Raw genomic sequence first — 25,522 nt, 5'->3', positions numbered from 1 at the left:
CGCTCTTGCCAATCCGCGCGTGTTCGGTGCAGTGTCGCGGCGCATTCGAATATCTGAACAAGGTGGGCAGCATGATCCCGGTCAAAGGGTTTTCAGGACAGAAGGTTGCGGTTCTGGGGCTGGGCCGGTCGGGTCTGACCACGGCGCGCGCGCTGCGCGCGGGCGGGGCCGAGGCGATCTGCTGGGATGACAACCCGGCGGCAAGAGAAGCGGCAGAGGTCGAAGGCTTCCATTGCGCCGATCTGCGCCGGCACGGCGCGTTTGACGGGATCGCAGCGCTGATCGTGTCGCCGGGCATTCCGCATCTATACCCCGAGCCCAACCCGGTTGTGGCCGCCGCGCTCGAGGCGGGCGTGCCGGTGGACAACGATATCGGCCTGTTCTTCCGGTCGTTCTCTGGCCCGGAGTGGAACAATTTCGAAACGCCGCCCCGAGTGATTGCCGTGACCGGTTCGAACGGCAAATCCACCACGGCGGCGCTGATCCACCACATCCTGACCGCAGCCGGGCGCGAGGCGCAGTTGGCCGGGAATATCGGACGCGGGGTTCTGGATATCGATCCGGGTTCGGACGGGTCGGTCGTGGTTCTGGAACTCAGCAGCTATCAGACCGAACTGGCGCGTTCTTTGACGCCGGATGTGGCGGTGTTCACCAACCTCTCGCCGGATCATCTGGATCGTCACGGCGGCATGGGCGGGTATTTTGCCGCCAAGCGCCGCCTGTTTGCCGAAGGTGGACCCGACCGGGCCGTGATCGGAGTGGATGAGGACGAAGGTGCTTTTCTGGCCGGTCAACTGTCCGAGGGGCCAGCGGATGACCGGGTGATCCGTATCTCGGTCGCACGCAAGCTTACCGGGCCGGGATGGCAGGTCTTTGCCCGCAAGGGATATCTGTCGGAATACCGCAAGGGCCGCCAGACCGGCTCGATTGACCTGCGCGGGATCAAAGGCCTGCCCGGCGCGCATAACCATCAGAACGCCTGCGCGGCTTATGCGGCCTGCCGGTCGTTAGGCCTTGCGCCGCGCGTGATCGAGGATGCGCTGCACAGCTATCCGGGCCTGCCGCATCGCAGCCAGATCATCGCCGAGGCGGAGGGCGTGACCTATGTGAACGACTCCAAGGCCACCAACGTCGACAGCGCGGCCAAGGCGCTGAGCGCGTTCAAAAAGATCCGCTGGATATGCGGCGGGCTGGAAAAAGAGGGCGGGATTGCCGCCCTGAACGGGGCCGCGACCGAGGTTCTGAAAGCCTATGTCATTGGCCGGGAAGCCGCGAAATTCGCCATGCAGCTTGAAGCGGACGCGCAGGTCTGCATCACGATGGAGGCCGCCGTCGAACAGGCGATGGCAGATGCCGAGCCGGGGGAAACCGTGCTGCTGGCCCCGGCTGCGGCCAGCTTTGACCAGTATGACAATTTCGAACAGCGCGGCGACGACTTTACGGCGAAGGTGCGACAACGGCTGGCTTAGCCCCGTTCTTGCAATCGCCCGCCGGTCACTTAAGTTTTTAGGCTATCAGCTTGACGCGCATCGGGAATTGGGTTTGCGTCAATGGCAGTTCAAAAAAGGGGTGCCGGAAATGTCTGCACGCAAGTTTTTCTTTGTCCTTCCCGTGGTTGCGCTGGCCGGAGCCTGCGCCAATACGGGGGCGAACTATGTACCGATCATCGACGGTCCGGTCGGGCCGAACTACCAGTCCGATCTGGCGAACTGTCAGGCTTTGGCACGCACGCAGCCGACGCTGGATAGCAACACCGCAGGCGCGGCGGCCATCGGTGCGGCCGGTGCGGCAGCGACCACGGCGATTATCGACAACAGCGCCAGCGATCTGGGGCGCGCTGCGGCTGCGGGTGCGCTGATCGGTGCCGGGGCAAGCGCGGTCAGCAACACGCAGAACCAGGCCGTGATCGTGCGCAACTGCATGCGCGGACGGGGCTATAACGTCGTCGGCTGATGCCGCGCAATTGAAAGTGTCGGCTAACGGGCCGCGATTGCAGTTCCGGCGGCGTGGCCCGAGGACCACGCCCACTGGAAGTTGTAGCCGCCCAGCCAGCCGGTGACATCCACCGCTTCGCCAATGATATAGAGGCCGGGGACATCCCTGGCCTCCATCGTTTTCGACGACAGATCATTGGTGTCGATTCCGCCCAGAGTGACTTCGGCAGTGCGATACCCCTCGGTGCCCGAGGGGGTCAGGTGCCAGTTGGACAGAGCCTCGATTAGATCGGTCAACGCCGCGTCGGACTGGTCGGCCAGATTGCCCAGCATCGGGATTTGGCTGCTCAGGTGCTCGACTAGCCGTGCTGGCAGGTGGCGGGCCAGTTCGGTGGTCAGCGCTTTGCGCCCGCCGCTTTGCCGCTGATCGCGCAGCAGATCGTATAGTGGCAGATCGGGGATCAGGTTGACCCGGATCGCCTCGCCCTCGCGCCAATACGACGACAGTTGCAGCACCGAAGGTCCGCTGAGGCCGCGATGGGTGAACAGCAGCGCCTCATCAAAACTGGTGCGGTCGTTTGACAGGCGGGCGGGCAGGGAGACGCCCGACAGGTCTTTGAACTTGCCGTCCGAAAAGGTGAAGGGCACCAGCGCGGCTCGCGTCTCGGTCTGGCGCAACCCGAATTGCCGCGCGATGTCATAGGCCAATCCGGTCGCGCCCATCTTGGGGATCGATTTGCCGCCGGTGGCCAGCACCAGATTGCGGCAGGTGAGGGGGATGCGTTGGCCCTCGCGCTCGACCTCCAAGTCGAAGCCGCTTTCGGTCTTTCGCAGGTCCTTAAATTCGGTCCGAACCCACAACTCAGCCCCGGTGCGGTTCATTTCATCCAGCAGCATCTGGATGATCTGCTTCGAGGACCCGTCGCAGAACAACTGCCCCAGCGTCTTCTCATGCCATGCGATGCCATGGCGGTTCACAAGATCAACGAAATCCCATTGCGTGTACCGCGCCAAAGCGGATTTGCAGAAATGCGGGTTCTGCGTCAGGAAGTTGGCAGGGCCCGCATACATATTGGTGAAATTGCACCGCCCGCCGCCCGAAATGCGGATTTTCTCACCCGGAGCTTTGGCGTGGTCGATCACCAACACGCGCCCGCCGCAATGGGCCGCGCACATCATACCGGCTGCACCGGCCCCGAGGATGATCGTGTCATAGGTCATGCGCGCGGCATGGCGGGGTTTGGGGCGGAAGGCAAGGAAAAGTCGCGGCCATCACGTGGTCTGGCTGCGACTGCCGAACTCAGCCCGTTTGCCAGCCGTTGGAACAGGCAACGGCCACCGTGAGCCGCCAGCCATCCTCTGTCTTCCGGGCCACGTAGTGCCCGTCAATGGCCTCGAGCAGCGATCCGTCATGCTTCAGCCTGTTGACGTCTTTTGCGTCCACAATGGCAATCCCATCGCCGCAAAGTCGGGCCTCGACCGCGCCAATTGTCGTGTGGCTGAACCCCGCCTGCTCCAGCCCGTCGAATACCTTTTCCAGAAGTGCGACCAACGCGGTTCGGTCGGGCAGGGCGATGGCCCCTGCCGGGAGAATGAACATCGCAGGTTCGTCAAAACAGGCCGCAACCCCTTTCAGATCGTGGTTGTTCCAGCAGGTCAGGTATTGCGAGAACAAGTTTTGCGCTTCGCTGGAAATACTCACCATATGAACCTCCGATATCAAATTAACTTGTGGGGTTAATTATACCGGGACAGTTCCACAGGAACAACGTAGCGCAATTTTCCCGGTGCCCCTCATTTCCCTAGCCGAAACACCAAAACCCCTGTAAACTCTCAATCAGATCCCGAAAACGGGGCGTTAACGAGGCAGAGAGTGGCGGTATCTCATGACTGAGATGGTGTATGGCGCGGTCCGGGACACGCGCGGTGAACCGATTCTTCCAAAGTGGTGGCGGACGATTGATCGCTGGACGATGTCCTGCGTGCTGATCCTGTTTGTCATCGGGTTGTTGCTGGGGCTGGCCTCGTCGCCGCCGCTGGCCGGGCGCAACGGGTTCGATCCGTTCCACTATGTCGAGCGGCAGGCGCTGTTCGGCGGGCTGGCGTTGATCGCGATGCTGCTGACCTCGATGATGTCCCCCACTTTGGTGCGGCGTCTGGCGGTGTTGGGCTTTCTGGGCGCGTTTGTGGCGCTGGCCTTTCTGCCGGTTTTCGGCACCGATTTCGGCAAGGGGGCGGTGCGGTGGTATTCGCTGGGCTTCGCCTCGCTGCAGCCGTCTGAGTTCCTGAAACCCGGTTTTGTTGTCGTGGCAGCGTGGCTGCTGGCAGCCTCGCAAGAGATCAACGGCCCGCCCGGGCGGCTGTGGTCATTCGCGCTGTGCATGGCGATTGTGGCGATGCTGGTGCTGCAGCCCGATTTCGGGCAGGCCTGTCTGATCCTGTTCGGCTGGGGCGTGATGTATTTTGTGGCAGGCGCGCCGATGCTGCTGCTGGTCGGCATGGCCGGGGCCGTGGTTCTGGGCGGGATGCTGGCCTATTCGAACTCGGAACACTTTGCCCGACGGATTGACGGGTTCCTGAACCAAGAGGTCGATCCGACCACCCAGCTTGGCTACGCGACGAACGCCATCCGCGAGGGCGGGCTGTTCGGTGTTGGCGTGGGTGAGGGGCAAGTGAAGTGGTCTCTGCCCGATGCGCATACGGATTTCATCATCGCTGTCGCGGCCGAGGAATACGGGCTGATCCTGGTGCTGATCATCATCGCGCTCTACTCGCTGATCGTGGTGCGGTCACTGCTGCGGCTGATGCGGGAACGCGACATGTTCATCCGTCTGGCAGGCACCGGTCTGGCCTGCATGTTCGGCGTGCAGGCGATGATCAACATGGGCGTTGCCGTGCGCCTGCTGCCCGCCAAGGGCATGACACTGCCCTTCGTCAGCTATGGGGGCTCGTCGCTGATTGCGGGCGGTATCGCGGTTGGCATGCTGTTGGCCTTCACCCGCACCCGCCCACAGGGCGAGTTGGGTGACATTCTGCGCGGACGAGGGTGATGACCACGCCTTACCTTTTGATTGCGGCAGGCGGCACCGGGGGGCACATGTTCCCCGCGCAGGCGCTGGCCGAGGCGATGCTGCACAAGGGCTGGCGTGTGCGCCTGTCCACCGACCCGCGCGGCGCGCGGTATACCGGGGCATTTCCGGACGGTGTCGAGATTGTCGAGGCCTCGTCGGCGACCTTCGCCCGTGGCGGTTTGGCAGCTAAGGCGCTGGTAGGCCCCCGGATCGCAGCCGGGGTTACCAGCATGGCGGTGCAGATGATGCGAGACCGGCCAAACGCGGTGGTGGGGTTTGGCGGATACCCCTCGATCCCCGCGCTGGGGGCGGCGGCGCTGCTGAAAGTCCCGCGTATGATCCACGAACAGAATGGCATTTTGGGCCGGGTGAATCAGCTCTTCGCCACCCGCGTCGCTCAGGTCGCCTGCGGCGTCTGGCCCACCGATCTGCCCGAGGGCGCAAGGGGCATTCACACCGGCAACCCCGTCCGCGCCGCCGTGCTGGAGCGAGAGGCGGCCCCCTATATCCCGCCGGGCGAATACCCGATGTCGGTTCTGGTGATGGGCGGCTCGCAGGGTGCGCGCATCCTCAGCGATGTTGTGCCGGGGGCCATTGCGGCGCTGCCCGAGTTCCTGCGATCCTACATCCGCGTCTCGCATCAGGCCCGCGATGAGGACGGCGAGCGGGTCAAGAAATTCTACCGTGAAAACGGCATCAAGGCCGATGTTCAGCCGTTCTTCGATGATGTCCCCCGCCGCATGTCGGAGGCGCAACTGGTGGTCAGCCGCTCGGGCGCGTCGAGTGTGGCCGATATCTCGGTCATTGGCCGCCCGTCGATCCTGATCCCCTTTGCCGCCGCAGCAGGCGATCATCAGACCGCCAATGCGCGCGGGCTGGTGCAGGCGGGCGGGGCGATCATGATCCCTGAAAACGCCCTTGACGTTTCCGCGCTGACCCAGCAAATGACCACGGTTCTAACCAACCCCGAAGCCGCTCAGAAGATGGCTCACGCTGCCTTGTCGGTCGGGGCGCCCGACGCGACCGAGCGTCTGGTCGCCCTCGTCGAGCAACTGGCGCAGAAGGAGACCGCATGAAACCAGCAACCAAATTGCCGCAGGACGTCGGGCCGATCCACTTTGTGGGCATCGGCGGGATCGGAATGTCCGGGATTGCCGAGGTGCTGTTGAACCTTGGCTACCGGGTGCAGGGCTCGGATCTGAAAGCCTCAAAGATCACAGATCGTCTGGCGCAACTGGGGGCTGAGATATTCGAAGGCCAGCGTGCCGAAAACCTCGAGAACGCCGCCGTGGTCGTAGTCTCGACCGCGATCAAACCGGGCAACCCGGAACTGGATGAGGCGCGCGCGCAAGGCCTGCCGGTGGTTCGTCGTGCCGACATGCTGGCGGAACTCATGCGTCTGAAATCCAACATCGCCATCGCCGGAACTCATGGCAAGACCACCACGACCACGATGATGGCCGAGCTGATGGTGGCCGGGGATTTCGACCCTACGGTCATCAATGGCGGCATCATCCACGCCTATGGTTCGAACGCACGCATGGGGCAGGGCGAGTGGATGGTGGTCGAGGCCGACGAATCCGATGGCTCGTTCAACCGTCTGCCCGCCACCATCGCCATTGTCACCAATATTGACCCCGAGCATATGGAGCATTGGGGCGATTTCGACCTGCTGCGCGCGGGCTTTGACGAGTTTGTCTCGAACATCCCGTTCTACGGCCTCGCCGTCTGCTGCACCGACCATTCCGAGGTTCAGGCGCTGGTCGGCCGCATCACTGACCGCCGCGTGCGCACCTATGGCTTCAACGCGCAGGCCGATGTGCGGGCCGAGAACCTGACCTACAAGGGCGGCGTCGCCCATTTCGACATTCACCTGCAATACGAAGACAAGGTGATCGAAGGCTGTACCCTGCCGATGCCCGGCGACCACAACGTCTCGAACGCGCTTAGCGCCGTGGCCGTGGCCCGCCATCTGGGCATGAAGGCTTCGGAAATCCGCGACGCGCTGGCCAATTTCGGTGGCGTCAACCGCCGCTTCACCAAGGTCGGAGAGGTCGAGGGCGTCACCATCATCGACGATTACGGCCACCATCCGGTTGAAATCACCGCCGTCCTGAAAGCCGCCCGTCAGGCCACCGAAGGCCGCGTGATCGCCGTGCACCAGCCGCACCGCTATTCCCGCCTGTCGAACCTGTTCGAGGATTTCTGCACCTGCTTCAACAACGCCGACGTGGTTGCCATCGCCGAGGTCTTTGCCGCTGGCGAGGACCCGATCGAGGGTGCTTCGCGCGATGATCTGGTGCAGGGCCTGATCCGCCACGGCCACCGTCACGCCCGCGCGCTGCTGGATGAAAACGACCTTGAGCGTCTGGTCCGCGAACAGGCCCGTCCGGGCGATATGGTCGTCTGTCTCGGGGCCGGTACGATCAGCGCCTGGGCCAATGGGTTGCCCGAGAGGTTGCAGCAACAAAAACAGGCGGTTTGACCGCTTTCTCAGAATGGCGCACAACCTGAGAGTGTGATACCCTGGGCGCAGAGCCTCGGCCCTCGGAAGGAACGTATGGACTATTCGATGATCTTCGCCGCCCTCTGGGTGGTCTGCGCCACTGTGGTCGCTTTGTTGCCCATGCGTTTGCAGTTCCCACCGGGATTCGTCCTGCTGATCTGCGCGCCGGTGCTGATCGTCTGGCTGGGCTATGATCACGGCTGGTTCTGGTCGGTTGCGGCGCTGGGTGCGTTTGTCTCGATGTTCCGCCGTCCCATCCGCTACTACTGGCGCAAATGGTCGGGCCGAGAGATCGCGGAATGAGCTGGTCCCTCGCCCTTGCCGCCGCATGGGGGATCGCCGCGAATGTGCTGGCGATGATCCCCAGCAAGGACAATCACTGGACGCGGGCGTATATCCTGATTGCGGTCGGCATCCCCATTCTGGGCTGTGTCACCTATGAAAACGGTCCCTGGATCGGCCTGATCGTACTGGTCGCAGGCATGTCTGTGCTGCGCTGGCCGGTGATTTACCTGACCCGTTGGACAAAGGCGAAAATGCAGGGCATGAAGGCGACCAACAAGTAACGGCCGTTTTCAGGAGGCCCCATGGTCGACATCGCCACTTTCGCTTATCTGCCGCTGATCGCGCTTATCCTCGGGGCTCTTGCGGGCTTTGTCGCGGGCCGCTGGATTGGCCTCAAAGGGTTGCTATGGCTGATCGGGCTGAGTTCTGTCGCAGCACTTGCGCTGATCGTGATGCTGGCAGGCGTGGGCACCGGCGAGGAAGACCGGGCCTTTGGCCCCTTCGTCTGGCTGACCGGCGCGGTCCTGCCCTTCTTGTTCGCCGCCATCATGGGCGGCGTTGGCGGGCGCAGTCTGGCGGCACGGGCAGACGGATGACCCAGTTGCCCGACGTCCGGGGCCGCCTGACGCAGGCCCGCCCCCTGAACGACCTGACCTGGCTGCGCGTCGGCGGTCCTGCGGATCATCTGTTTCAGCCCGCAGACGTGGAAGACCTGCAGGGTTTTCTGCGCAACCTGCCCGAAGATGTGCCGATCTTCCCGATGGGCGTCGGCTCGAACCTCATCGTTCGGGATGGCGGTTTGCGGGCGGTGGTGATCCGGCTGGGGCGCGGGTTTAACGGGATTTCCGTCCAAGGCAACTTGGTCACCGCCGGAGCCGCTGCGCTGGATGCACATGTGGCGCGCAAGGCGGCGGATGCGGGTGTTGACCTGACGTTTCTGCGCACCATTCCCGGTTCGGTTGGCGGCGCGGTACGGATGAATGCGGGCTGCTATGGCAGCTACACGGCGGATGTGCTGCAAAAGGCCACTATCGTGACGCGGGGCGGGGATGTCGTTGACCTGACGCCGCAAGACCTCAACTTCCGGTATCGTCAAACAGACCTGCCCGACGGCGCGGTGCTGATCTCGGCCACCTTCCAAGGCCCTGCGGGCGATCCAGCCGAACTGCACGCCCGCATGGAAGCGCAGCTGCAAAAACGGGATGAGACCCAGCCCACCAAGGACCGCAGCGCCGGGTCGACTTTCCGCAACCCCGCCGGGTTCTCGTCCACCGGCAAGGCGGATGATGTGCATGACCTAAAGGCGTGGAAGGTGATCGATGATGCGGGCATGCGCGGGGCAACCAAGGGCGGCGCGCAGATGAGCCCCAAGCACTCGAATTTCCTGATCAATACCGGTGACGCAACCGCCGCAGACCTCGAAGGACTGGGCGAAGAGGTGCGAAAAAAGGTTTACGAAACAAGCGGCATCACGCTAGAGTGGGAAATCATGCGGGTCGGTGATCCGCTGACAGAATAAAGCCCCAACCGTCAGACCAAAACAGGCAATTAACGGCGACGGATCAAAGGCATAAACGCAGTACGGACCACCACATAAGGTCCGGGGACATTGAGGCACACGTTGGGTATGTCGAGCAGGACAAACCCCAAAGTGGCGGTATTGATGGGCGGCCCCTCGGCGGAACGCGAGGTGTCTCTCAGCTCTGGGCGCGAATGCGCGGCCGCCCTTGGGGGAGAAGGCTTTGAAGTGGTCGAGCTGGACGCGGGTCCCGACCTTTATGCGCGCCTATTGGACATCAAGCCGGATGTGGTTTTCAACGCCCTGCATGGCCGCTGGGGCGAGGATGGCTGTGTGCAGGGCCTGCTGGAATGGATGCGCATTCCGTATACGCATTCCGGTGTGCTGGCCTCGGCGCTGGCGATGGACAAGCAACGCAGCAAAGAGGTCTATCAGGCTGAAGGCCTGCCGATTGTGCCCAGCATGATCGTGCCCAAGGTCGAGGTGGTCGAGGTCCATGTGATGGAGCCTCCTTACGTGGCCAAGCCCAACAACGAAGGCTCCAGCGTCGGCATCTATATCGTGCACGAAAACGCCAATGGGCCGCCGCAGTTGGACGAGGCGATGCCCGATCAGGTGATGGTCGAAAAATATGTCGCAGGGCGTGAACTGACCGTGACCGTCATGGGCGACCGCCCCCTGACCGTGACCGAGATCATGACGGATGGCGGCTGGTATGACTATGACGCCAAATACAAGCCTGGCGGCTCGTGGCATGTGCTGCCCGCCGACATTCCGCAGGACATCTTCGACCGCTGCATGGAATATGCGGTGAAGGCCCACAACGCTCTGGGCTGCCGGGGCGTGTCCCGCACCGATTACCGCTGGGACGACAGCATGGGCGCGGATGGCCTTTTCCTGTTGGAAACCAACACCCAGCCCGGCATGACGCCAACCTCGCTGGTGCCCGAACAGGCCGCGCATATCGGCATGACATTCGGCCAGCTTTGCGCCTGGATGGTGGAGGACGCCTCATGCGACCGCTGACCGCCACGCGCGCGCCGGTGATCCACCGGACCAAGGCTCTGTCCGGGCCGGATGCCGAATTCGAAACCGCCGAGACGCACGATGCGCAGCCGCTTCTGCGTTTGCGGGGGGCGAAGATGTTCGGTCGAAACACAGGCCGGTCGGACCCTGCGCCGTCGCGGCTCAGCTACCGGTTCCAGCGCTGGATGCTGACGCCCGGCATTCGTCTGGGCGTCAAACTGGGCGTGCCGATCTGCGCCGTTGCGGCAGCGATTGGCATCTACTTTGCGTCCCCGGACCGGCGCGAGGCGGTCAGCGCTTATATCGCCGACATCCGCACCTCGATTCAGGAGCGGCCTGAATTCATGGTCAACCTGATGGCCATCGATGGCGCGGGCACCGATCTGGCCGATGATATCCGCGAAGTGGTGCCGCTGGATTTCCCGATCAGTTCCTGGGATCTGGATGTCGAGCATATGCGCGACACGATCTCGGGCTTGGACCCGGTGAAATCCGCGACCGTGCGCATCCGCCCCGGCGGAATCCTGCAGATTGACGTTGTCGAACGGCAGCCGGTCATTGTCTGGCGGACGCATGACGGGACCGAGTTGCTGGACGAAACCGGCGTGCATGTGGATCAGACAGCCTCGCGCAAGGAACACGCGCATCTGCCGTTGATCGCGGGCAAAGGCGCCGACCAGCATGTGGGCGAGGCGCTTCAGCTGTTCCGAACCTCGCGCAGCCTTGGCGACCGCGTGCGCGGGTTGGTGCGCGTGGGCGAGCGGCGCTGGGATCTGGTGCTGGATCGCGGGCAGCGCATCATGCTGCCGACCGATCAACCGGTGCGGGCGCTGGAACGCGTGCTGGCGGTGAACGAAGTGCAGGACCTTCTGGAACGCGACGTGGCCGTGGTTGACATGCGCCTGGGGCAGCGGCCGACCATCAGAATGACCAAAGCCGCCAGCGAAGACTGGTGGAATACAAAATCAGATGTGAGTAGCGGGCAGTAACGACCATGATGACCGATCTTTATCAGTCCCAACGGGCCATGCGGCAGATGCGCAGGCAGGCGATGCAGCGCGGTGTTGTCGCCATTCTGGACATCGGCAGCTCGAAAATTTCCTGCCTCGTGCTGCGTTTTGACGGAACCGGGCGGCTGAGCGAGGATAACAGCATTGGTTCACTGGCCGGACAGACCGGGTTTCGCGTGATCGGGGCCAGAACCACCCGCTCGCGCGGGGTGAAGTTTGGCGAAGTTACCGCCATGCAGGAAACCGAGCGCGCCATCCGCACGGTTCTGCAGGCGACCCAGAAAATGGCCGATATCCGCGTCGATCACGTGATCGCCTGTTTTTCGGGTGCCAACCCGCGCTCCTACGGGCTGGACGCGCAGGTCGATCTGGAAGGCCAGGTCGTGACCGAGGCCGAGGTCGGGCGGGTTCTGAACGCCTGCGACGTGCCGGATTATGGCGCGGGGCGCGAGGTGCTGCATGCGCAACCTGTTAATTTCGCGCTCGACAACCGCTCGGGCCTTATCGATCCGCGCGGGCAGATGGGGCAGTCGCTGGCCGTGGACATGCACATGCTGACCGTGGATGCGGTGGCGATCCAGAACATCGTGCGCTGCATCAAGCGCTGCGATCTGGAATTGGCAGGAATTGCGAACTCGGCCTATGTGTCCGGTATTTCGTCTCTGGTCGAGGATGAGCAGGAACTGGGCGCGGCCTGTATCGACATGGGCGGCGGCACGACCAGCGTTTCGATTTTCATGAAGAAACACATGATCTATGCCGATTGCGTGCGCATGGGCGGCGATCACGTGACCGCCGATATCTCGATGGGGCTGGGCGTGCCGACAGCAGTGGCAGAACGCATCAAGACCTTCAACGGTGGTGTGCACGCCACCGGAGCGGATGACCGCGATCTGATCGAAATTGGCGGCGACACCGGCGATTGGGAACATGACCGGCGTACCGTCAGCCGTGCCGAACTGATCGGCATCATGCGCCCTCGGGTCGAGGAAATCCTGGAAGAGGTCCGCGTGCGGTTGGATGCGGCCGGGTTCGAACATATGCCCAGCCAGCAGATCGTTCTGACCGGTGGCGGCAGTCAGATCATGGGGCTGGACGGGCTTGCAACCCGCATCCTGGGGCAACGCGTCCGGCTTGGCCGTCCGCTGCGCGTGCATGGTCTGCCGCAATCGGCGACCGGGCCGGGGTTCTCTTCCGTTGTCGGGCTCAGCCTGTTTGCGGCCCATCCGCAGGATGAATGGTGGGATTTCGAAATCCCGGTCGACACCTATGCCGCGCGCCCGTTCAAGCGCGCCGTCCGGTGGTTCCGTGACAATTGGTAAGGCACTGCGCCGGGGCATCCTCGGTGCTTGCCTGTTGCCGGGCTGGGCTGCGGCACAAACCGTGATCACGCCCGAGGCGTTTCTGGATGCCCTCCTAGGTAAAACGGTGACATTCTACGAAATCCGCAGCGGTGATCTGGTGGGAACCGAGCAATTCCTGACCCGCACCACCTCGGTCTGGCGGGAAGAGGGGCAGGGATGCGTCTACGGTCAGATCACAACGCCCAATGGTCAGATCTGCTTTCTCTATGACAACGACCGCGATGGCATTCCGGTCTGCTGGTGGCCATTCATGCACGAAGGACGGCTGATGGTCCGGCTCGCCTCGTTCACCGATGGCGAGATTCAGGAGGTTCGCAGCATCACGGAAAACAGCCTGAACTGCCCAAGCGCCCCGATCAGCTAAAGAAACGGGTTGCGGCCCCCGGAATTATCCCTAAAGATATCCACAAGGCCCGTCAGAGGCCCCGCGGCAGGACATTGAGCAGTTTTCCGCAGTTGAATTGAGACAAATCTAAGGCGTGACGCATATAGATGATGCGCACTGGCCTGGCATGTCTTGTAGTGATCAGCGATGTTTCCGCTATATCTCGCAGGGGTCGCGAAATGCCGCTGTCTGCTGCCTTATTTCCTCCATATTTTGTGGATTCATGCGATTTTTGACGTGACCTTTTTGCATATCAGCGGTAGGATCAAAGGCGGATAGGTAAGAAAAACACCGCTTTGGCGGGACATAAATACAGGCGGACAGAGCATGACATTGAATCTTTCGATGCCCGGGCACGACGAACTGAAGCCTCGGATTACAGTATTTGGCGTTGGCGGCGCGGGTGGGAACGCTGTCAACAACATGATTGAAAAACAACTGGACGGCGTTGATTTCGTTGTTGCCAACACCGACGCGCAGGCGCTGCAGCAAAGCCAGTCCTCGGCGCGGGTGCAACTGGGCGTGAAAGTCACCGAAGGTCTGGGCGCAGGGGCCCGTCCGACCGTTGGGGCCGCAGCAGCCGAAGAAAGCATCGAGCAGATCGTCGATCATCTGGCCGGTGCGCATATGTGTTTCATCACCGCCGGCATGGGCGGCGGCACCGGCACCGGGGCCGCGCCGATCATCGCGCAGGCGGCGCGTGAGCTGGGCGTTCTGACCGTGGGTGTAGTGACCAAACCCTTTCAGTTCGAAGGGGCCAAGCGGATGCGTCAGGCCGAAGACGGCGTTGAATCGCTGCAAAAGGTCGTCGATACGCTGATCATCATCCCGAACCAGAACCTGTTCCGTCTGGCCAACGAAAAAACCACGTTTACCGAGGCATTCTCGATGGCCGATGACGTTCTGTATCAGGGCGTTAAAGGTGTCACCGACCTGATGGTGCGTCCGGGCCTGATCAACCTCGACTTCGCCGATGTCCGCGCCGTGATGGACGAGATGGGCAAGGCGATGATGGGCACTGGCGAAGCCACCGGCGAAGATCGCGCCATTCAGGCGGCTGAGAAGGCGATTGCGAACCCGCTGCTGGACGAAATCAGCCTCAAAGGCGCCAAGGGCGTTCTGATCAACATCACCGGCTCGAATGACCTGACCCTGTTCGAACTGGACGAGGCGGCCAACCGCATCCGCGAGGAAGTGGACCCCGAGGCCAACATCATCGTCGGCTCGACCCTCGACACCGCGATGGAAGGCGGCATGCGGGTGTCGGTTGTTGCCACCGGCATCGACGCCACTGAAAAGACCGAAGATGTGCCGGTCGCGCGCCGTTCGATGTCGGCCCCGCTGACCCGCACGGTTTCGGCGGAAGAGCCCGAGTTGGAACAAGTGGTCGCTGCCAAGGCCGAGGAAAAATCGGACATCGCGCCCTCGCTGTTTGAAACGGTGGATGAGCCCGAGCGGGACGACAGCTGGCACGCGGACAAGGTTGCGTCGTCCAAGCAGGACGATGACGGATTGCCGCCCCCGGCCTATCAGCCGCGCGTGGCCGAGTTTGAGCCGCAGCCCGAACCTGCGGAACCGGCGCCGGAAAGCTATGTTGCGCCGCGCGCCAACACGGCCGGAAACCCCTCGCCCGAGGCGCTGCAGCGCCTGCAGGCCGCCGTTCAGAACTCGCCGTCCGGCCAGCCGCGTGCGGCCGCGCCCCGGTCGCCTGAACCTGCGCCGCAGCCGCAGGCCGGGCAGCAGGAACGCCGGGGTTTTGGCTTCAACAAGCTGATCGACCGGATGACCGGCCACGCACCGGATACCCCCGCGCAACCGCCCCGTCAGCAGCCCACAATGCGCCAGGCTGACGCTACGGCACCTGCGCATGATGAGGCGGATCCGGATCAGGAACGGATCGAAATTCCGGCCTTCCTGCGCCGTCAGGCCAACTGATCGCGGTAACAAATTAGGGTCAAAGGGCCGTCATTTGGCGGCCCTTTCTCTTTTGTTTTCATTGCTTTAAAGTGTTGTCAGCAGGGTTTTGCCGATCTGTCACATTCATGTTTCATTCGGTTGCAAAGAGTGAGTTGAGCCTGAGCCGTCTCTTCCTTAACTGAGTGTCCAACGCAGCCGTCACAGGCTGAACTCCACTCAACTGAGGCTAAATTTGCAACATACGCTCAAATCTCCGGTGACGTTCAAAGGCGTGGGACTGCATGGCGGTCAGCCTGCAACCATGGTTCTGAAACCGGCTGCCGCCGGTCACGGCATCTGGTTCAAACGGACGGATATTGAGCTGGGCAATGCCCTCATCCCTGCAATCTACGATGTGGTCGAACGCACCCCGCTGTGCACCCGTCTGGTGAACGAGGCCGGTGTTTCGGTTTCGACCGTTGAACACATTATGGCCGCTTTGGCCGGGTGCGGTGTGCATAACGCTCTGATCGAGATTGATGGCCCCGAGGTTCCGATCATGGACGGGTCGTCCATCGATTTCGTGCGCGGGATCATGGCCAAGGGTGTCCGCCGTCAGGCTAGCCCGGTTCTGGCCTACGAAGTGCTGAAACCCGTGACCGCATCGCGCGAAGGCGCCAGCGCGTCGATTGCTCCGGCGGACGGTCTGATCATCGATTTCCACATCGATTTCGAAGACGACGCCATTGGCGACCAGACAAAGACGCTGGACATGCGCAACGGGTCCTTTGCCCGCGAGCTGAGCGATTGCCGTACATTCTGCCGCCGCACCGATGTCGAAGCGATGCGCGAAAACGGGCTGGCCCTGGGCGGCACGCTGGAAAACGCGGTTGTCGTGCAGGGTGACGAGGTGCTGACACCAGGCGGTTTCCGCCGTGCGGATGAGGCGGTGCGCCACAAGATGCTGGACGCGTTGGGTGACCTCTATCTGGCAGGCGGCCCGATTCTGGGGCATTTCACCGGCGACAAGTCGGGCCATTCGATGACGAACACGCTGCTGCGCAAACTGTTCGAAACCCCCGGTGCGGTGCGTCCGATCCTGTGCACGCCCGAACAGGCCGCGCGTTTGCCGGGCCAGGGCCTTGTTCTGGACGAAATTCCGGAAGTTGCCTGACCTGATCAACTCTGACGACATTTGCGCCAGAGCGCGGATAAGGCGTTTTGCACCGGAAATATCTATGCTAGACCAAGGCCTGATCCGGGGCGGGCCCCGTTAGGTAAGACGACAAGGATGGGCGGTATGGTTGGCAGCAAAGCGGCAGTCAGATTCGCAGGTGCGATTCTTCTGGCAGCAGCGTTGGCGGCGTGCAGCAGCAAAGGTGCGGACCGCGATCAAAATCTGGAAGGCTTCACGCCGGAACAGATTTATACCCGTGGTGAGTTTGAACTTTCCCAGAATCGCTCGGACGATGCGGCGTGGTACTTCTCGGAGGTCGAGCGTCTTTACCCCTATTCCGACTGGGCCAAACGCGCGCTGATCATGCAGGCGTTCTCGTATCACAACGACAAGAATTACGAGGAAAGCCGCGCTGCCGCTCAGCGTTACATCGATTTCTACCCGACCGATGAAGATGCGGCTTACGCGCAGTATCTGCTGGCGCTCAGCTATTACGACCAGATCGACGAAGTGGGCCGCGATCAGGGCCTGACCTTTCAGGCGCTGCAGGCCTTGCGGACCGTGATCGAGGTTTATCCGGATAGCGAATACACCACCTCGGCGGTGCTGAAATTTGATCTGGCCTTTGACCATCTGGCCGGCAAAGAGATGGAGATCGGGCGCTACTACCTGCGTCAGGATCACTATACCGCCGCCATCAACCGCTTCCGCGTTGTCGTCGAGGATTTCCAGACCACATCACACACGGCTGAGGCGCTGTATCGTCTGGTCGAGGCCTATCTGTCGCTGGGCCTGCTGGATGAGGCGCAGTCGGCGGGTGCGATCCTGGGCTACAACTATCAGTCCACGGAATGGTATGACGACGCTTACAAGCTGCTGACCTCGCGCGGGTTGGATCTTAAGAGCCGTGGCAACAACTGGCTGTCCACAATCTACCGTCAGACCATCAAGGGTGAGTGGTTGTAACGGCCATGGCTGAAGGCGAGGGACGCTAAAGACCCGATGCTGCGCGCCCTCGATATCCGCGACATGCTGATCATCGACCGGTTGGAACTGACGTTTCAGCCGGGTCTGAACGCGTTGACCGGTGAGACCGGCGCGGGCAAGTCGATCCTGCTGGATTCGCTGGGATTTGTGCTGGGCTGGCGCGGGCGGGCCGAACTGGTCCGTGAGGGCGCTGCGCAGGGTGAAGTCGTGGCCGAGTTCGAACTGCCCGAAGGCCATCCCGCCCATGCCGTCTTGGCCGATGCGGGTCTGCCCGGCGGCGAAGACCTGATCCTGCGCCGCGTCAACACCGCCGAGGGGCGCAAAACCGCATGGGTCAACGACCGGCGGTGCTCGGGCGAAGTGCTGCGGGCGTTGTCGGAGACCCTGATCGAGTTGCATGGCCAGCACGATGATCGCGGCCTGCTGAACCCGCGCGGCCACCGCGCCATGCTGGATGCCTATGCCGGGGCAGGGGATCACCTTGCCGCCGTGCGTGACGCGTGGACCCAGATGTCCCGCGCCCGCAAAGCGCTGGCTCAGACCGAATCCGCGCTGGACGTCATGCGCGCCGAGGAAGAATTCCTGCGCCATTCCGTCGCCGAACTGGACCAGCTTGACCCGCAGCCGGGCGAGGATGCGGAACTCGATGCGCGCCGCCGCATGATGCAGGGGGCCGAGCGCATCCGCGACGACGTGGCCCGCGCCTTCGACCTGCTGGGCGGGGACGGGGCCGAGGGCGCGATGGCCGACGCCGTGCGCTGGCTCGAAGGGGTCGCGGACAATGCAGGCGGTCAGTTGGAGGAACCGATTGCCGCTCTGGGCCGTGCCCTGATCGAACTGGGCGAGGCGCAGGATGGGGTCAACACCTGTCTGCAGGCGCTCGATTTCAATCCGGCAGAGCTGGAACAGGCCGAAGAACGCCTGTTCGCAATCCGCGCGCTGGCCCGTAAGCATGATGTCGGGCCGGACGATTTGGGCGCCTTCGCCGATACCCTGCGCGACCGGTTGAGCCGACTGGACGCGGGTGATGCCGACCTTAGCGACAAACGCGCCGCCGTGGATGCGGCGCAGGCGGCCTATGACACGGCAGCGAGTGCGCTCAGCGCCTTGCGCCAACAGGCCGCCGGGCAGTTGGACAGCGCCGTCATGACCGAACTCGCACCACTGAAAATGGAGCGGGCGGTGTTCAAAACCGAAATCACAGCCACCGATCCCGGCCCCGAAGGCACCGACGCAGTGGCCTTCACCGTCGCCACCAACCCCGGCGCGCCCTCGGGCCCGCTGAACAAGATCGCCTCGGGCGGGGAACTCAGCCGGTTTCTGCTGGCGCTCAAGGTCTGCCTGACCGGCGATGACAGCGCCCGCACCATGATCTTTGACGAGATCGACCGCGGCGTCGGTGGGGCCACCGCCGATGCGGTTGGCCGCCGTCTGGCATCGCTGGCGCAGGGCGGGCAGGTTCTGGTGGTGACACATTCGCCCCAGGTCGCCGCACGGGCCGCGCATCATTGGCGGGTGCAGAAACAGGTGACGGGCGGCCAAACCCTGTCGACCGTGATCCCGCTGGCGACCCCCGACCGGGTCGATGAAATCGCCCGCATGGTCGCAGGCGACACCATCACCGACGAAGCCCGCGCCGCCGCCCGCGCCCTGCTGGACGCGTAAGGCGTAACACTCGCCAACAATCACCTGTAAACCGACTTTTCTCAGGTCCTCGCGTGGCTTACTAAGGGATATGAATTGATCCCCGAGGGCAAATGACCCAGTCCACCCGCACCGTTCTGCGCAACCAGTTCAATCAGGCTTTGGCCGCGATCCGGGATGCGTGGCAGGTCATGCGCCGGCGCGGGCCAAGCCAGATCCAGTTCTGGTTTATCGCTCTGGCCATCGGGATCGCGGCGGGCTTCATGGCGCTTGGGTTCCGCAAAGGCATTCAGGCCCTGCAAGCCTATATCTACCAGACCGAAGACATCCTGCTGCTGCACAGCCATGCCGAGAAACTTCCGTGGATTATGGTGTTCATCACGCCCGTGATCGGCGGGCTGGTTGTCGGCGTGATCCTGCATAAATTCACCGATGACGGGCGCGTGCGTTCGGTTGCCGATGTCATCGAAGGCGCCGCCGTGACCGATGGCCGGGTGGAAACCAAGGCGGGTGTCGCGTCGCTCTTTGCCTCGCTGATCACACTCAGTTCCGGCGGGTCAACCGGGCGCGAAGGGCCGGTGGTGCATATGGCGGGGGTTATCTCGACCTGGGTCAGCAACCGCATCCATGCCGACGGGATCACCGGGCGCGACCTGTTGGGCTGCGCCGTGGCTGCCGCCGTTTCGGCCAGTTTCAACGCGCCTATCGCCGGGGCAATCTTTGCGCTCGAGGTGGTGCTGCGCCACTTCGCGGTTCACGCCTTTGCGCCCATCGTCATCGCTTCGGTCGCGGGGACGGTGATCAACCGGCTGGAATATGGTGACGTGACCGAGTTTGTTCTGGAAACCCCCGGCTCGCTGCAGTTCTACGTCGAACTGCCCGCTTTCCTGATCCTCGGGCTGATCTGCGGGCTGGTGTCGCTGCTGCTGATGCGTTCGATCTTCTTTGCCGAGGATATCGGCAGCCATGTTCAGGCCCGTCTGTCCCTGCCGCGTTGGCTGCGGCCCGCCGTTTCGGGGGCCATGCTGGGCCTTCTGGCGATCTGGTTCCCGCATATCATCGGCGTGGGGTATGAGACGACGATCCGCGCCCTGACCGGCGATCTGGTGCTGACAACGGCGATCCTGTTTGCCGTGGTCAAAACGGTGGCCGTTGCCATCACCATGGGCGGGCGCATGGGTGGAGGTGTGTTTTCCCCCTCGCTGATGATCGGTGCGCTGACCGGGCTGGCCTTTGGCCTGATCGCCACCGGCTTGCTGCCGGATGTGTCGGGCACCCACACGCTCTATGCCTTTGCGGGCATGGGGGCTGTGGCGGCGGCGGTTCTGGGTGCGCCGATCTCGACCACGCTGATCGTGTTCGAACTGACCGGAGACTGGCAGATCGGTCTGGCGGTGATGGTCTCGGTCTCGATGTCCACCGCGCTGGCCTCGCGCCTTGTGGATCGGTCATTCTTCCTGACGCAGCTGGAGCGTCGCAATGTGCATCTGGCCGCCGGGCCGCAGGCCTATCTGCTGGCGATGCTGCGGGCCGGGGCGGTGATGCGGCCAATTGACGATGAGCGCTCGATCACAAAGGACGAGGCGCGCGCCCTGATCGATCAGGGCCTGTGCGTCAAAGCCAGCGCTACGCTTGAGGCCGCGATGCCCTATTTCGACCGCGAGGAGATCCCCTGCATCCCCGTTGTCATCGTCGATAAGGACGGTCAGGAAGAACCGGTCGGGGCGCTGTATCACATCGACGCGCTCAAGGCCTACAACCGCGCGCTGGCCGCCACCGCGGCCGAAGAACACTCCTAGCCCTTATACACCGTGGCCGCATCCCCAAGGTAATTGTCCCAGGCAAACCAGTACGAGATATGGCCCGCCACCCGGGGCAGCCGGGTTCCGTCGGGGCCGATCAGGTCCTCTTCGGTCATGGTCCACTTGCCGCCCGCCTGATCGACCAGACCGCCATCGGCTGCGGTAAAGCGGTAGGACTTCCGCTCATACGCCCGCACGGTGCGTCTGTCGGAATTGCCAACCAGAACCAGCGGACGGTCGGCGATTGCGTCGTTGATCACGCGGGTCCGGCTGAACGCCTCCAACGGCCATGCCCGCGCCGCGCCGAACTGGCGGATGGCGAAGATGTAATCCTTTTGCCGATGCTCGGACTGATCCACCAGCGCCGGGAACATCAGGTTGGGTGACGCGAAGTAATCGCGATACACGACCCCCGAGCCGTAGTTTCGCCGGTGACCCGTCTTCAGCGACAGAACCCTGCTGTCGGGATGCGAGGTTTTCCAGCTTTCCCACGTGGTAATCACCACCGGGCGCTGCTTCAGCGTGATGCCGCTGCCCACAAGCGGGCCGACAACCGGCTTGCCGGTGTACTGGTTCCACAACGAATGCGTTTGCCGGTCAAACATCAGCTTGTTGGACCGGTACAGGAACCCGGAAGAGCCAAAGACAAACGGCTTCCGGCGCGCCTGCACCTGCGTTTCGAACAGAATGCCCGATCCGCAGAGGGTGCAATAGGCCAGCGCCACAGGCACGCCGCCGATCACCTCATTGAACATCTCGTGCCAGCCCATGATCCGCAGCGGATAGGCGCGTTCATCGCCGTTGATGGCGACCCCGAAGACCAGATCGCTGCCCTTCAGATAGCTGGCACCGGAGGCCGGGATCAGCGTCGGATTGTCCAGCGAGGGGATGCCGTCCTTGTGCACGCCGCCCCACGAAATCTCTTCCAGACGGATCTTCATCTTGTCCCGCTGCAGGTATTGAGGCCGCAGAAAAACGTCGAAATTCGCATCGATCCCCAAAAGAACTTCGCGTTTGAACGGGATCAGCGAGGGGTGGGGCACCACTTGTGGGTTACGCTCTTGCCACAGCATCCATTCAAACCAGTCGGTGCCGAGTCTCTGGCCGGTCAGCGCCTCCATCACCTCGGCGATATCATCCCGCCGCCGGTCGGAATACCGCATCGCCGTCAGCAGGCCTGGAACCACATCCGGGTTTCCGCGATCTTTCAGGTAGGCCATGCTGTCTTCGAACTGGGTTCTGCTCAGGTAAAGCGTGCTGCGCAGCGCCTCGAGCACCGGGTCCTGCTGGGCCCACAGTACGCCCGGCATCAATGCCCCTGCGCCAACCATTCCCGCAAAGCCGCGACGTGAAAAATGCATGACACCCTCCGATCACATCCCACACCAGTTTGCCCCCTGTCGCGATCACTTGCATGCAACAGGTGCGTGAGCGGGGCGCGTCACAAGATGCATATGCCAGCCATTTCAAAGCACAGGGCACGCGGCTGTTGCATCGCGCGGCCAAATTTGAAAGACAAACCATGTCTTTAACAGGATTGTAAAACATGCCCGACAGCCAGATCGCCACACGGCTTCTGTTTTTGCTCCTGTTGTTCTGCGGGACCATTTGCAGTTCGATGATCATCCCCTTCATGGGCTTCTTTCTGGTTGACGGATTGGGATACCAGCCCTGGATCATCAGTGTGTATTCCGTTCTGGCCGTCAGCCTGACGCTGGTAGCCAACAGGCAATTCGCCCGGCGGATCGATGACGGGGCCCGCGTCTTCCCCCTGATCGGGGTCGCGGCGCTGGGCTTCCTGACGGCCTGCTTTGCCCTGTCCCTGTCGCCAGCGCTGTGGACCGTGATGACCGTGGGCGTTCTCGGCTTCGGCATCAGTTCCAGCGCCGTTTCGACCATGTTCAGCCTGGGCGGCAGCATCGCCGAGCGCGACAGTATCGAGCGCAGCCGCTTCAACGCCTATATGCGCGCCACCACATCCACCGCCTGGATGATCGGACCTGCGGTGACGTTTCTGGTCGCCGACCGGTTTGGGGCCAACATCGTGTTTGTGGTCGCGCTTGGCGTCGCCCTGATCTGGCTGGCCTTGTGGTGGACAACGCTGCCGCGCGACATCGCGGCGAAAGCCAAACCAGCCTCAGCCACGCCCGAGGGCGCGACACCAGCGCGGGGCCTCTGGCTGGCGGCGGGTTTCGTGTTCTGCCTGTCGCTGGCGCATTCCCTGACGTTTACATCCCTGCCGATCTTCTACGTGCAAGAGGTTGGGTTGCCCGGCTACGCCCCCGGTCTGGCCTTCAGCATCAAAACCTTTGTCGAGGTTCTGGCCATCTTCAGCACGCCGATGATCATCGCGCGGTTCGGTATGCGCCCGGCGCTGATCGCAACGACCTTGCTGGCGGTGGTGACAATCCAGTTGCTGGCCGCAGTTCAGACCTTCCCGCAGATGCTCGCCGGGGCCGCGCTCGAGGGGCTGTATTATGGCTTCTACGCCAGCCTCGGGATCAGCTATGTTCAGTCCTTCGCCAAGGACCGTCCCGCGCATGCGACGGCGGTTTACTGGAATACGCTGATGGTTACCGGCCTGCTTGCGGGCCCTGTGGTGGGCCTGATCGCGCAAGCTTATGATTTCCAGATGGTGGTGCGGGTTGCGTCCGGTGTTGCCCTGGTGGCCGCGATCACGCTGATCGCGAGCCGCCCAAAGGAAAAGGTTGCGGTTTAGATCTGCTCGACCTTCACCGAGTCCGCCGGATAAAACGCCAGATACTCTTTCAGCTCACCGACCGCCGGGGCCGGGTCTTCATAGCTCCACGCGGCGTTTTCCGTGACCGAGGATTTGTTCACGATGGAAAAATGCACCGCATCCCCTTTATGAGGGCAATGCGTGACCTTGTCTGTCCGGTCCAGAAAGGCCATCGCGATGTCCGAGCGGGGAAAGTAGATAACAGGCGCCAAATCGCCTTCTTCCAGCGCCAGCGCGTTGCTCGTTTCGCCCAGAATCGCGCCGCCGGAACGGACGCTCCATTTGCCTGCGGCCTTTTGAATTGTAATCTCGGTCATGCATTCTCCTTCCCTCGCGGATGTCGGGGCCTCTCCTCTGCCCATTCTATGTAACAGTTTGGTGTCAGATCGGCGCGGTTGCGGCATCCAACCACAGTTGTGCGTCAAGTCCCAGCCTTGGCCTGACTTTTGCCGCCACGTCGCTGTGATAGGCGTTCAGCCAGATGCGTTCTTCGGCGGTCAGCATTTCGGGCACGATCAGTCGGCGGTCGATTGGCACATAGGTCAGCGTGCGCCAGTTCAGCATGGCGCGCTCGGCATCGCCGCCGGGCAGGGCGGGGGCCTCTTGCACGACCACCAAGTTTTCGATGCGGATGCCAAATGCGCCTTCGCGGTAATAGCCCGGTTCGTTCGACAGGATCATGCCCGGCTCCAGCGGCACATGGCTGACCTTGGACAGGCGCTGCGGGCCTTCATGTACGCTCAGATACGCGCCGACCCCGTGCCCGACGCCGTGGTTGAAATCCTGCCCGGCCAGCCACAAGGGCGCGCGGGCGATGCATTCGATATCGCGACCGGCCAGACCCACCGGCCAGCGCTGCATCGACAGCGCGATCATGCCTTTCAGAACGCGGGTGAAACAGGCTTTTTCCTCGTCGCCAACCTCGCCAATGGCAATGGTGCGGGTGATGTCCGTGGTCCCGTCCAGATACTGCCCGCCACTGTCCAGCACCAGCAGATGACCGTTCTGCAGCAGGCTGTCGGTTTCCTCGGTCACGCGATAATGCATGATCGCGCCGTTGGGTCCGGTGCCCGCGATGGTATCGAACGAGATATCCTGCAGCACATTGTCCTTGCGGCGGTTGTCTTCCAGCCGGGTCACGACCTGCGTTTCGGTCAGGCTGCCGGGTTCCTGCGCATCCAGCCAGCACAGGGTCTCGACAACCGCCACCGCGTCGCGCATATGCGCCTCGGCACTGCCGGCGATTTCGGCCGGGTTCTTGCAGGCCTTAGGCAGCGCGCAAGGGTCGCCGCCATCCTCCATCCGATCCCCCAGCGCGTCAGCCACGATCTGGGGCAGGGTGTTGGGATCGACCTGCACCTTACCCTCCAGCGCTGCAACCGCGCTCAGAAAGCCCTCGGGCTCAAAGACCGAGACGTGATCGCCCAGATGATCGCGCACTTCGGTCAGCTTGGCGGCGGCCATGAACAGATCAACCCGGCCATCGGCATGCAGAATGGCAAACCCGTGCGCGACAGGGTTATAGGCAATGTCCGAGCCGCGAATGTTCAGCAGCCACATGATCGAATCCGGCAGGGTAATCACCGCCGAGGATTTCCCTGCCTCGCGCAGCGTCTGCGCCAGACGCGCGGTCTTGCTTTCTGCCGTCTCACCGGCAAATTCAATCGGATGCGCCTTGACCGGGTTCATCGGAGGGTCGGGCTGATCCGCCCACACGCGATCCACCAGGTTGTCGCAGGGCACAAGCTCGATGCCGCTGCCATCCAACTCCTTGCGGGTGCCGGAGATCTGACCTGCGGCATGCAGCCATGGATCAAAACCAACCTTGCCGCCATTTGGCAGTTGCTCTTTCAGCCAGACACTCAGGCTGACATCCGGCCACGGCACCGGCGTGTAGTCCTCGGCCACCTGCGCCTTGACCTGCGTGCGATACCGCCCGTCGATGAACACACCGGCCACATCCTTTAGCGCGGCGCAGAACCCGGCTGATCCGGTGAAGCCGGTCAGCCACGCCAACCGCTCGTCCCGGGGTGCCACATACTCGCCCTGATGCGCATCTGCACGCGGGATCAGAAATCCGTCCAACCGGTCGCCCGCCAGTTCCGCCCGCAAGGCCGCCAGCCGGGGCGGCCCCTGTTCCGGGCGCGCGGTCACTTTGAAAGACTGGAACATCTCA

Annotated in this window: 24 protein-coding genes; 19 read left to right on the top strand and 5 right to left on the bottom strand. The window is 62.8% G+C overall.

Annotation, left to right across the window (positions count from 1 at the left end; genetic code table 11):
* Positions 1-71 precede the first annotated feature (71 nt).
* Together murD and ACR0K1_RS09820 are read left to right on the top strand one after the other, a co-directional pair.
* Positions 72-1,469, top strand: a complete 1,398-nt coding sequence (murD, locus tag ACR0K1_RS09825) for a UDP-N-acetylmuramoyl-L-alanine--D-glutamate ligase (RefSeq protein WP_480850370.1) — start codon at positions 72-74, stop codon at positions 1,467-1,469.
* Positions 1,470-1,578: 109 nt separating this feature from the next.
* A complete protein-coding gene (locus tag ACR0K1_RS09820) occupies positions 1,579-1,953 on the top strand; it encodes a glycine zipper family protein (protein WP_480613002.1) in 375 nt (124 codons plus the stop codon).
* 23 nt (positions 1,954-1,976) lie between these two features.
* On the opposite strand, the gene ACR0K1_RS09815 is transcribed toward ACR0K1_RS09820, so the two are convergent.
* Positions 1,977-3,155, bottom strand: a complete 1,179-nt coding sequence (locus ACR0K1_RS09815) for a BaiN/RdsA family NAD(P)/FAD-dependent oxidoreductase (RefSeq protein ID WP_480850368.1) — start codon at positions 3,153-3,155, stop codon at positions 1,977-1,979.
* A gap of 79 nt (positions 3,156-3,234) precedes the next feature.
* Positions 3,235-3,639: a nuclear transport factor 2 family protein gene (locus ACR0K1_RS09810; RefSeq protein ID WP_480850366.1), complete on the bottom strand. Its 405-nt coding sequence runs from the start codon at positions 3,637-3,639 to the stop codon at positions 3,235-3,237.
* Positions 3,640-3,820: 181 nt separating this feature from the next.
* Between ACR0K1_RS09810 and ftsW the strand changes: the two genes are divergently transcribed.
* The 16 genes from ftsW (at position 3,821) to ACR0K1_RS09730 (ending at position 20,603) form a co-directional block, all read left to right on the top strand.
* On the top strand, positions 3,821-4,984 hold the full coding sequence (gene ftsW, locus ACR0K1_RS09805) for a putative lipid II flippase FtsW (protein WP_480613007.1): 1,164 nt from the start codon (positions 3,821-3,823) through the stop codon (positions 4,982-4,984).
* Positions 4,984-6,081 carry a UDP-N-acetylglucosamine--N-acetylmuramyl-(pentapeptide) pyrophosphoryl-undecaprenol N-acetylglucosamine transferase gene (locus ACR0K1_RS09800; RefSeq protein WP_480850363.1) on the top strand — a complete coding sequence of 366 codons (1,098 nt, stop codon included), beginning with the start codon at positions 4,984-4,986 and terminating at the stop codon, positions 6,079-6,081. The genes ftsW and ACR0K1_RS09800 overlap by 1 nt, the downstream gene beginning before the upstream one ends.
* Complete coding sequence (gene murC / locus ACR0K1_RS09795) at positions 6,078-7,490, top strand: UDP-N-acetylmuramate--L-alanine ligase (protein ID WP_480850361.1); 1,413 nt, start codon at positions 6,078-6,080, stop codon at positions 7,488-7,490. The genes ACR0K1_RS09800 and murC overlap by 4 nt, the downstream gene beginning before the upstream one ends.
* A 75-nt stretch (positions 7,491-7,565) precedes the next feature.
* On the top strand, positions 7,566-7,814 hold the full coding sequence (locus tag ACR0K1_RS09790) for a DUF2484 family protein (RefSeq protein ID WP_480613013.1): 249 nt from the start codon (positions 7,566-7,568) through the stop codon (positions 7,812-7,814).
* A complete protein-coding gene (locus ACR0K1_RS09785; protein WP_480850359.1) occupies positions 7,811-8,077 on the top strand; it encodes a DUF2484 family protein in 267 nt (88 codons plus the stop codon). The genes ACR0K1_RS09790 and ACR0K1_RS09785 overlap by 4 nt, the downstream gene beginning before the upstream one ends.
* 21 nt (positions 8,078-8,098) lie before the next feature.
* Positions 8,099-8,392 (top strand): hypothetical protein, encoded by a 294-nt coding sequence (locus tag ACR0K1_RS09780; protein ID WP_480850358.1) that lies wholly within the window; start codon positions 8,099-8,101, stop codon positions 8,390-8,392.
* On the top strand, positions 8,389-9,315 hold the full coding sequence (gene murB / locus ACR0K1_RS09775) for a UDP-N-acetylmuramate dehydrogenase (RefSeq protein ID WP_480850356.1): 927 nt from the start codon (positions 8,389-8,391) through the stop codon (positions 9,313-9,315). Before ACR0K1_RS09780 ends, murB begins: the two co-directional genes overlap by 4 nt.
* Before the next feature lie 108 nt (positions 9,316-9,423).
* Entirely contained in the window at positions 9,424-10,341 is a 918-nt protein-coding gene (locus ACR0K1_RS09770; protein ID WP_480850354.1) for a D-alanine--D-alanine ligase, read from the top strand.
* Positions 10,329-11,330, top strand: a complete 1,002-nt coding sequence (locus ACR0K1_RS09765; protein WP_480850352.1) for a cell division protein FtsQ/DivIB — start codon at positions 10,329-10,331, stop codon at positions 11,328-11,330. Before ACR0K1_RS09770 ends, ACR0K1_RS09765 begins: the two co-directional genes overlap by 13 nt.
* Before the next feature lie 8 nt (positions 11,331-11,338).
* Positions 11,339-12,673, top strand: a complete 1,335-nt coding sequence (gene ftsA / locus ACR0K1_RS09760; protein WP_480850351.1) for a cell division protein FtsA — start codon at positions 11,339-11,341, stop codon at positions 12,671-12,673.
* The gene (locus tag ACR0K1_RS09755; protein ID WP_480850349.1) at positions 12,660-13,079 is read left to right on the top strand and encodes a hypothetical protein; all 420 of its coding nucleotides are present in this window, start codon (positions 12,660-12,662) and stop codon (positions 13,077-13,079) included. Before ftsA ends, ACR0K1_RS09755 begins: the two co-directional genes overlap by 14 nt.
* Positions 13,080-13,427: 348 nt before the next feature.
* Complete coding sequence (gene ftsZ, locus ACR0K1_RS09750) at positions 13,428-15,035, top strand: cell division protein FtsZ (RefSeq protein ID WP_480850347.1); 1,608 nt, start codon at positions 13,428-13,430, stop codon at positions 15,033-15,035.
* Between the two features lie 214 nt (positions 15,036-15,249).
* A complete protein-coding gene (gene lpxC, locus ACR0K1_RS09745; RefSeq protein ID WP_480613029.1) occupies positions 15,250-16,170 on the top strand; it encodes a UDP-3-O-acyl-N-acetylglucosamine deacetylase in 921 nt (306 codons plus the stop codon).
* Between the two features lie 126 nt (positions 16,171-16,296).
* Positions 16,297-17,139, top strand: coding sequence for an outer membrane protein assembly factor BamD (locus ACR0K1_RS09740; RefSeq protein ID WP_480613031.1), 843 nt, complete (start codon positions 16,297-16,299; stop codon positions 17,137-17,139).
* Positions 17,140-17,175: 36 nt separating this feature from the next.
* Positions 17,176-18,825, top strand: a complete 1,650-nt coding sequence (recN, locus tag ACR0K1_RS09735; RefSeq protein WP_480850344.1) for a DNA repair protein RecN — start codon at positions 17,176-17,178, stop codon at positions 18,823-18,825.
* A 92-nt stretch (positions 18,826-18,917) separates the two neighbouring features.
* A complete protein-coding gene (locus tag ACR0K1_RS09730) occupies positions 18,918-20,603 on the top strand; it encodes a chloride channel protein (protein ID WP_480850342.1) in 1,686 nt (561 codons plus the stop codon).
* Here the strand turns inward: ACR0K1_RS09730 and ACR0K1_RS09725 are convergent.
* Positions 20,600-21,967, bottom strand: coding sequence for a DUF3179 domain-containing protein (locus ACR0K1_RS09725; protein ID WP_480850340.1), 1,368 nt, complete (start codon positions 21,965-21,967; stop codon positions 20,600-20,602). The two genes, ACR0K1_RS09730 and ACR0K1_RS09725, sit on opposite strands and share 4 nt — an antisense overlap.
* 185 nt (positions 21,968-22,152) lie before the next feature.
* On the opposite strand from ACR0K1_RS09725, the gene ACR0K1_RS09720 reads away from it, so the two are divergent.
* Entirely contained in the window at positions 22,153-23,325 is a 1,173-nt protein-coding gene (locus tag ACR0K1_RS09720; protein WP_480850338.1) for an MFS transporter, read from the top strand.
* On the opposite strand, the gene ACR0K1_RS09715 is transcribed toward ACR0K1_RS09720, so the two are convergent.
* Positions 23,322-23,663 carry a DUF427 domain-containing protein gene (locus ACR0K1_RS09715; RefSeq protein WP_480613041.1) on the bottom strand — a complete coding sequence of 114 codons (342 nt, stop codon included), beginning with the start codon at positions 23,661-23,663 and terminating at the stop codon, positions 23,322-23,324. The two genes, ACR0K1_RS09720 and ACR0K1_RS09715, sit on opposite strands and share 4 nt — an antisense overlap.
* 64 nt (positions 23,664-23,727) lie before the next feature.
* Positions 23,728-25,518, bottom strand: a complete 1,791-nt coding sequence (locus ACR0K1_RS09710; protein WP_480850336.1) for an aminopeptidase P family protein — start codon at positions 25,516-25,518, stop codon at positions 23,728-23,730.
* Positions 25,519-25,522: the final 4 nt, after the last annotated feature.

The organism is Ruegeria sp. F5, from assembly GCF_056533845.1.
This window is presented reverse-complemented; position numbering and strand designations above follow the sequence as displayed.

Excerpts from the sequence above, each read along its gene's own strand:
- murB (WP_480850356.1), top strand. The coding sequence starts at position 8,389 with ATGACCCAGTTGCCCGACGTCCGGGGCCGCCTGACGCAGGCCCGCCCC.
- ACR0K1_RS09765 (WP_480850352.1), top strand. The coding sequence starts at position 10,329 with ATGCGACCGCTGACCGCCACGCGCGCGCCGGTGATCCACCGGACCAAG.
- ACR0K1_RS09710 (WP_480850336.1), bottom strand. The coding sequence starts at position 25,518 with ATGTTCCAGTCTTTCAAAGTGACCGCGCGCCCGGAACAGGGGCCGCCC.
- ACR0K1_RS09725 (WP_480850340.1), bottom strand. The coding sequence starts at position 21,967 with ATGCATTTTTCACGTCGCGGCTTTGCGGGAATGGTTGGCGCAGGGGCA.
- ACR0K1_RS09770 (WP_480850354.1), top strand. The coding sequence starts at position 9,424 with ATGTCGAGCAGGACAAACCCCAAAGTGGCGGTATTGATGGGCGGCCCC.
- ACR0K1_RS09800 (WP_480850363.1), top strand. The coding sequence starts at position 4,984 with ATGACCACGCCTTACCTTTTGATTGCGGCAGGCGGCACCGGGGGGCAC.
- ACR0K1_RS09820 (WP_480613002.1), top strand. The coding sequence starts at position 1,579 with ATGTCTGCACGCAAGTTTTTCTTTGTCCTTCCCGTGGTTGCGCTGGCC.
- ACR0K1_RS09740 (WP_480613031.1), top strand. The coding sequence starts at position 16,297 with ATGGTTGGCAGCAAAGCGGCAGTCAGATTCGCAGGTGCGATTCTTCTG.
- ACR0K1_RS09815 (WP_480850368.1), bottom strand. The coding sequence starts at position 3,155 with ATGACCTATGACACGATCATCCTCGGGGCCGGTGCAGCCGGTATGATG.
- ACR0K1_RS09785 (WP_480850359.1), top strand. The coding sequence starts at position 7,811 with ATGAGCTGGTCCCTCGCCCTTGCCGCCGCATGGGGGATCGCCGCGAAT.
- ACR0K1_RS09810 (WP_480850366.1), bottom strand. The coding sequence starts at position 3,639 with ATGGTGAGTATTTCCAGCGAAGCGCAAAACTTGTTCTCGCAATACCTG.
- ACR0K1_RS09790 (WP_480613013.1), top strand. The coding sequence starts at position 7,566 with ATGGACTATTCGATGATCTTCGCCGCCCTCTGGGTGGTCTGCGCCACT.
- ftsW (WP_480613007.1), top strand. The coding sequence starts at position 3,821 with ATGACTGAGATGGTGTATGGCGCGGTCCGGGACACGCGCGGTGAACCG.
- ACR0K1_RS09715 (WP_480613041.1), bottom strand. The coding sequence starts at position 23,663 with ATGACCGAGATTACAATTCAAAAGGCCGCAGGCAAATGGAGCGTCCGT.
- ACR0K1_RS09720 (WP_480850338.1), top strand. The coding sequence starts at position 22,153 with ATGCCCGACAGCCAGATCGCCACACGGCTTCTGTTTTTGCTCCTGTTG.
- ACR0K1_RS09780 (WP_480850358.1), top strand. The coding sequence starts at position 8,099 with ATGGTCGACATCGCCACTTTCGCTTATCTGCCGCTGATCGCGCTTATC.
- murC (WP_480850361.1), top strand. The coding sequence starts at position 6,078 with ATGAAACCAGCAACCAAATTGCCGCAGGACGTCGGGCCGATCCACTTT.
- ftsA (WP_480850351.1), top strand. The coding sequence starts at position 11,339 with ATGACCGATCTTTATCAGTCCCAACGGGCCATGCGGCAGATGCGCAGG.
- ACR0K1_RS09730 (WP_480850342.1), top strand. The coding sequence starts at position 18,918 with ATGACCCAGTCCACCCGCACCGTTCTGCGCAACCAGTTCAATCAGGCT.
- recN (WP_480850344.1), top strand. The coding sequence starts at position 17,176 with ATGCTGCGCGCCCTCGATATCCGCGACATGCTGATCATCGACCGGTTG.
- murD (WP_480850370.1), top strand. The coding sequence starts at position 72 with ATGATCCCGGTCAAAGGGTTTTCAGGACAGAAGGTTGCGGTTCTGGGG.
- ftsZ (WP_480850347.1), top strand. The coding sequence starts at position 13,428 with ATGACATTGAATCTTTCGATGCCCGGGCACGACGAACTGAAGCCTCGG.